The 4,828-nt window shown below is 60.9% G+C and carries 9 protein-coding genes; 1 reads left to right on the plus strand and 8 read right to left on the minus strand.

Going from position 1 to position 4,828, the window contains the following annotated elements:
• Nucleotides 1-33: 33 nt before the first annotated feature.
• From EN750_RS18730 to EN750_RS39510, 6 genes are all read right to left on the minus strand, one after another.
• On the minus strand, nucleotides 34-258 hold the full coding sequence (locus EN750_RS18730; protein ID WP_127397295.1) for a hypothetical protein: 225 nt from the start codon (nucleotides 256-258) through the stop codon (nucleotides 34-36).
• A 99-nt stretch (nucleotides 259-357) separates the two neighbouring features.
• Entirely contained in the window at nucleotides 358-495 is a 138-nt protein-coding gene (locus EN750_RS39505) for a hypothetical protein (protein WP_164482279.1), read from the minus strand.
• Nucleotides 496-534: 39 nt separating this feature from the next.
• Nucleotides 535-816: a hypothetical protein gene (locus tag EN750_RS18735; protein WP_127323161.1), complete on the minus strand. Its 282-nt coding sequence runs from the start codon at nucleotides 814-816 to the stop codon at nucleotides 535-537.
• The gene (locus EN750_RS18740) at nucleotides 813-1,082 is read right to left on the minus strand and encodes a hypothetical protein (protein ID WP_023809798.1); all 270 of its coding nucleotides are present in this window, start codon (nucleotides 1,080-1,082) and stop codon (nucleotides 813-815) included. Before EN750_RS18740 ends, EN750_RS18735 begins: the two co-directional genes overlap by 4 nt.
• 144 nt (nucleotides 1,083-1,226) lie before the next feature.
• Nucleotides 1,227-1,427: a cold-shock protein gene (locus EN750_RS18745; protein WP_127397296.1), complete on the minus strand. Its 201-nt coding sequence runs from the start codon at nucleotides 1,425-1,427 to the stop codon at nucleotides 1,227-1,229.
• Between the two features lie 219 nt (nucleotides 1,428-1,646).
• Nucleotides 1,647-2,012: a hypothetical protein gene (locus tag EN750_RS39510; RefSeq protein WP_189526304.1), complete on the minus strand. Its 366-nt coding sequence runs from the start codon at nucleotides 2,010-2,012 to the stop codon at nucleotides 1,647-1,649.
• A gap of 127 nt (nucleotides 2,013-2,139) precedes the next feature.
• On the opposite strand from EN750_RS39510, the gene EN750_RS18755 reads away from it, so the two are divergent.
• Nucleotides 2,140-3,774 (plus strand): tetratricopeptide repeat-containing sulfotransferase family protein, encoded by a 1,635-nt coding sequence (locus EN750_RS18755; RefSeq protein WP_127397298.1) that lies wholly within the window; start codon nucleotides 2,140-2,142, stop codon nucleotides 3,772-3,774.
• 145 nt (nucleotides 3,775-3,919) lie between these two features.
• Here the strand turns inward: EN750_RS18755 and EN750_RS18760 are convergent, their stop codons facing one another.
• A complete protein-coding gene (locus EN750_RS18760) occupies nucleotides 3,920-4,273 on the minus strand; it encodes a DUF1428 family protein (protein WP_127397299.1) in 354 nt (117 codons plus the stop codon).
• A 75-nt stretch (nucleotides 4,274-4,348) separates the two neighbouring features.
• Nucleotides 4,349-4,777: a glyoxalase/bleomycin resistance/extradiol dioxygenase family protein gene (locus EN750_RS18765; protein WP_127268665.1), complete on the minus strand. Its 429-nt coding sequence runs from the start codon at nucleotides 4,775-4,777 to the stop codon at nucleotides 4,349-4,351.
• Nucleotides 4,778-4,828: the final 51 nt, after the last annotated feature.

The following is a 4,828-nucleotide window of genomic DNA, read 5'->3' on the forward strand; positions in this document are numbered from 1 at the left end:
GGCGACAGATCCTATCGAAAGGCGCGGCGCTCTTCACACTTCTGCCGGATACGCCCCGTCGGCCGGGCCGGCGTAAAGCTCGCAGCCATTGTCGTCGCAGATGCGCAGGCGATCGGGGATTTGCGGCATGGCCAGCGTGTGGAACAGCGCGGTGGCGCCCTGCAGCGCGGCGCGCAGGTTCGGCGCCTCCAGCGATACCTTGTCGAGAGTGGCTTCGTCGGCGTCGCGCGACCGGTAGAACTCGATGACGAAATTCAAGCGCGCCTCCGTGGCAGAGCATTGCGCAGGCCTGTCCAGTCAATTCGCCACCTCACAGAGGACGACGGAAAGGGCGCACGAGGCGCGCCCTCCAGTTTGTCAGCCTTTCGACTTCGGCTTCAAGCTGCTCTCCGCCTGCTTGACCGACGAACCGAACGGGGAGGCGGGCTTTGCCACGACCTTGTCCTTCTTCGGCTTGCGTGTCTCGCGGTTGCTTCGCTGTTGACCTTTGGACATGTCGTGCTCCTGCTTCAGTGTTGGCTTGGCGGTGGGGTCTCAGACGAGCGGGTTGCTGGCAACAACGGGGTTGTCGGCAACAACCGGATCTGCCGGTTCGAGATTGTCTTCGGTGGTGACCCGCTCATAGGTCTCCTGCTCGCTGCGGATGCGGTATTGCGGCGAACCATCCTTGACCGGCAGCCTGCTCTTGATCTGGAACAGTTCGGCGGTCTTCTGGACGAGGCCGGTGCGGCTCTTCATGCGCACGGTCTGACCGATTGCAAACTGGTGCGCGGGCGTGTCGGTGCGCGGGCGCGCATTCTGCTGGAAACGGATCATGCTGCATTCTCCCTGTCGCGCTTCAGCGCTGTTTCGAGTTCGAGGTAATCGATGGCGACAAGCTGGCTGGTGGGCGGGTTTTTCGCTGCCCTTGCCGGCAGATGGATGAAAGTGGCGACGCGGCGCCAGGCAAGCCGCGACATGCCCTCGATCAGCTCTTCGTCGTGGTCGATGTCGTAGTCGCCGGCCGGCAGCTGCCCTTCCAGTCCGCCGAGCACGAAAGGTGCGGTGAAGTGCGCGATGGAGTGGGTGGTGCGGTCCGGCATTGTCTTACCTATGCAAAGCAGCGGTCCTGAAAACAAAAAAGCGGGGACGAGCCCCGCTTTCCTATTTCCGGCAGTCGCTGGAAATAAGCCGCTTTCGAGAGCTGCCAGTACATCCGTGGTCAGCGTTCATCGAATTCGGCCGGATCAGATCAATTGCAAATTGGCGGCCGACTCGCGGCCCTTGGTGTCACGCCCCAACTCGAACTGCAGCTTCTGGCCTTCGGCGAGGCCGGGGAAGCCGGCGCGCTCCAGTGCGCTGACATGGACAAAGACGTCCTTGCCGCCATCGGTCGGCTGAATGAAGCCGGTCCGGCCATTGTAGAACTTCACGGTTCCGGTGTTCATGTCGGTCTTTCGAAGAATGAGAATGGTCGCGCGGAGCGAACATGCCGCGCGCCCGGTATCGATGATTTGGAATGAGATTGGCGGGTCGAGAACCTCTGACGCCGCGAGATGCCAATTCTGGCCCAAAGCGATCCTGTACAGATAGGCCTTTGTTGTAATTTAATCAAGGCGTTTTAAAATAAAATTGGGCTTCATTCAAAAAATTGCGCGCTGTAACTATCAGAAAAATGATGATACAAATCCATACAATTCAAAAACTGTTTGAAGCTTAGCGGGAATAATTCTCCCGGTATTTTCATTTTTCTTGTTAGTTGAAGAAGGAGACCTCGAGATGTCCGTAAAGACGCCAACAGGCACCCCCGTAACGATCACGCCGGTCGCAAAGCCGGTAATGGCAAAGCCGATGGTTGTCCTGTCGCCGCGGCTGACTGTCAGAAGTGACGAGGCGGCAAAGCAAAGGATCGCCGACACCGATGGAACGGTTCGGCGTGCCAGGCAGGTTGCCGAGACCAATCGCCTGATTTGATCTTTCCGCACCGACGAAAGGACGAGACAGCAAGCGAAGCCTTGAACCTGGCGCGCCAATGGCCTAGATCGCCACAGGCGGATAAAACACGGCAGGTTTCCCATCAACAGAGATCAAAGACGAGCGGCGGGTGCGGGAGCCAGGTCTGGCGCAGGCGGACAGCCGCCGCTAGGCCTCGACCAGTATGTGCAGCAGGCGTTGCAACTGCATCAGGCGGGGCGCCGGCAAGAGGCTGAGACGATCTACCGGCAGGTGCTGGCGCGTCAGCCCAAGCATGCAGCCGCGGCGCATTTCCTGGGACTGCTGCTGCACCAGACCGGGCGCAGCGAAGAAGGGCTGGATCTCATCGAACGGTCGGTGAGCCTGCAGCCGACGAATCCCGATTTCCTCAACAATTTCGGTACGGTGATGCGCGACCTCGGCCGCCCTGCTGCGGCCATCGATTTCTTCCGCGGTGCGGTGGATCTGCGGCCGGACCAGCTCGCGGCGCGCGACAATCTCGGCTCATCGTTGAAGCAGGTCGGCCAGTTCGAAGAGGCCGAAGAGCTTTATCGCGGCACGGTTGCACGCAACCCATTTCACGTGCGCGCCCGCATCGGGCTTGCCGAAACCCTGCAGGAAGCCGGGCGGCTGGATGAGGCGCTCGCCGTCTTCCGCGAAGCGCTGGCGATACGCCCCAAGGATGCCGACCTGCTGCACGGGCTCGGCGTCGGGCTGATGGAAAAGGGCAAGCTCGACGAGGCGGTCGACCTGTTCCGGCAGGCGTTGGCGATCAACCCCGCCATGGCCACAGCCTGGCTGATGCTGACACAGGTCAAGCGCCAGAAGGAGCGCGACAGCGAGCTTGGGGGCATGGAAGCCCAGCATGCCAAAGCGCCGCAGGACAGCCTGGCACGCATGCAGCTGTCCTTCGGACTCGGCAAGGCGAATGACGATCTCAGGGATTATGGCCGGGCCTTCGACTATTTCGCCGAAGGCAATGCGATCCGCCGCAAAGGCATCAACTACGACCAGGCCAGGACGCGGGCCGAATTCGAGGCGATGAAGGCCACCTTCGATGCCGGCTTCTTCGAGAAGCACAGGCCCAGCTCAATCAGCGACGACACGCCGATCTTCATCGTCGGCATGCCGCGTTCGGGCACGACGCTGGTCGAGCAGATCATTGCCAGCCATCCGCAGGTCTATGGCGCAGGCGAGCTCAGCATCTTGAAGAAGGCGGTCGGCAAGCAGTTCCCGGCGACCATGCCGGGTGGCTTCCCATGGGGCGTATCGGATATGGGCGATGCGGATTTTGCCGAGGCAGGCCAAGCCTATCTCGACATGCTGCATGCCCGCTATCCGAACATGCGTCACGTCACCGACAAAATGCCAGGCAACTTCCTGCTTGTCGGCTTCATCCACATGATGATGCCGAAGGCCAGGATCATCCACTGCGCGCGCGATGCGGCGGCCACCTGCCTGTCGATCTACAAGGTGCATTTCCGCGGCGACAGCCATCGCTATGGCTACGATCTCGGCGAGCTCGCCGACTTCCACAATCTCTACACCGACATCATGAAGCATTGGCACACGGTGCTGCCGGGCGTCGTGCATGATGTACGCTACGAGGATTTTGTCGCCGACCAGGAAGGACAGACGCGGGCATTGATCGCTCATCTTGGCCTGCCCTGGGACGACGCGGCTCTATCGTTCCACGAGACCGACCGACCGGTTCGCACGGCTTCAGCCGCACAGGTGCGCCAGCCGATGTATCAGGGGTCGGTCGATCTGTGGAAGCGCTATGGAGACCGGCTCAAGCCGCTGCTGGACAAGCTGGATTAGCGCAACGCTATCTAGCTGATCGTGGCCTTAGAGATTGGCCTAAGCACCCGCGTCGTGATCCTAAGGTCTTCGCGACGGAGCTTCGCTCCTGCTTCGCCCTAGGATGACGAAGCTGAGAGGCTTCTTCTAATCTGCTACCGGCTGCTCAAAGCTCAATGAATGGCTTGAAGCCACCGAAGATCATGCGCTTGCCGTCGAACGGCATGTCCGCCCAATCGGCCTTCAAGCGCGGATCTGCCATCACCTTGGCCATGACGGCATCGCGGCTCTCCCGCGACTCATAGACGGCCCAGGCGAAGACGACGATCTCGTCGTCCTTGGCCTGCACGGCACGCGGGAAGGACGTGACCTCGCCATAGGGCACGTCGTCGCCGATACATTCGACATAGGCGAGCGCGCCATGTTCCCTCCAGATAGGCCCTGCGAGGTTGGCCAGCTTCTTGTAGTCATCGAGTTTTGCCCTGGATACGGCAAGTACGAAACCATCGACATAGGACATTTTGGATCTCCTCCTGGAAGTTCACAGGGCCTCACCGGCGCCGGCCGGTGAGGGGCTCGGGCCATCGGCGGCAGATCAGGCTTTCTTCACCGGTGCGTTCATCGCCCATTCGACGCCGAACGGGTCGCGCATATTGCCCCACTGATCGCCCCAGAACATGACCTGGAGCGGCACGGCGACTTCGCAGCCGGCATCGACGGCGCGCTTCCACCAGGCTTCGATGTCGTCGCTGCCGAGGTGAAGCTGCATGGTGTAACCCTGCGGCTTGACGGCGGGCATTCCGTTTTCCGGATAGAAATCGGAGAGCATGAGGGTCGAGCCATTGATGTGGAGGTGAATGTGCATGGTGCGGCCTTTTTCGTCCGCCGGGTAGGCAAAGACCTGCTCCGCGCCGAAGGCCTTCTTGTAGAATTCGGCAGCCTTGAAGGCGCCATCCAGCTGCAGATAGGGGGTCAATCCGCCGAGCACTTTGGCCGCGGGCTGAACGGGGGTCTGATCAGTCATTTGTTGTTCCTCTTTGCGTTTGGCCTTGCGAGCCATAGGACGGATCGGACC

Source organism: Mesorhizobium sp. M7A.F.Ca.ET.027.03.2.1, assembly GCF_003999175.1.
Taxonomy (GTDB): domain Bacteria; phylum Pseudomonadota; class Alphaproteobacteria; order Rhizobiales; family Rhizobiaceae; genus Mesorhizobium.

Bases quoted from the DNA above. Each gene is read 5' to 3' on its own strand.
- EN750_RS39505 (WP_164482279.1), bottom strand. From the start codon at position 495: ATGTCCAAAGGTCAACAGCGAAGCAACCGCGAGACACGCAAGCCGAAG.
- EN750_RS18735 (WP_127323161.1), bottom strand. From the start codon at position 816: ATGATCCGTTTCCAGCAGAATGCGCGCCCGCGCACCGACACGCCCGCG.
- EN750_RS18740 (WP_023809798.1), bottom strand. From the start codon at position 1,082: ATGCCGGACCGCACCACCCACTCCATCGCGCACTTCACCGCACCTTTC.
- EN750_RS18745 (WP_127397296.1), bottom strand. From the start codon at position 1,427: ATGAACACCGGAACCGTGAAGTTCTACAATGGCCGGACCGGCTTCATT.
- EN750_RS18760 (WP_127397299.1), bottom strand. From the start codon at position 4,273: ATGTCCTATGTCGATGGTTTCGTACTTGCCGTATCCAGGGCAAAACTC.
- EN750_RS18765 (WP_127268665.1), bottom strand. From the start codon at position 4,777: ATGACTGATCAGACCCCCGTTCAGCCCGCGGCCAAAGTGCTCGGCGGA.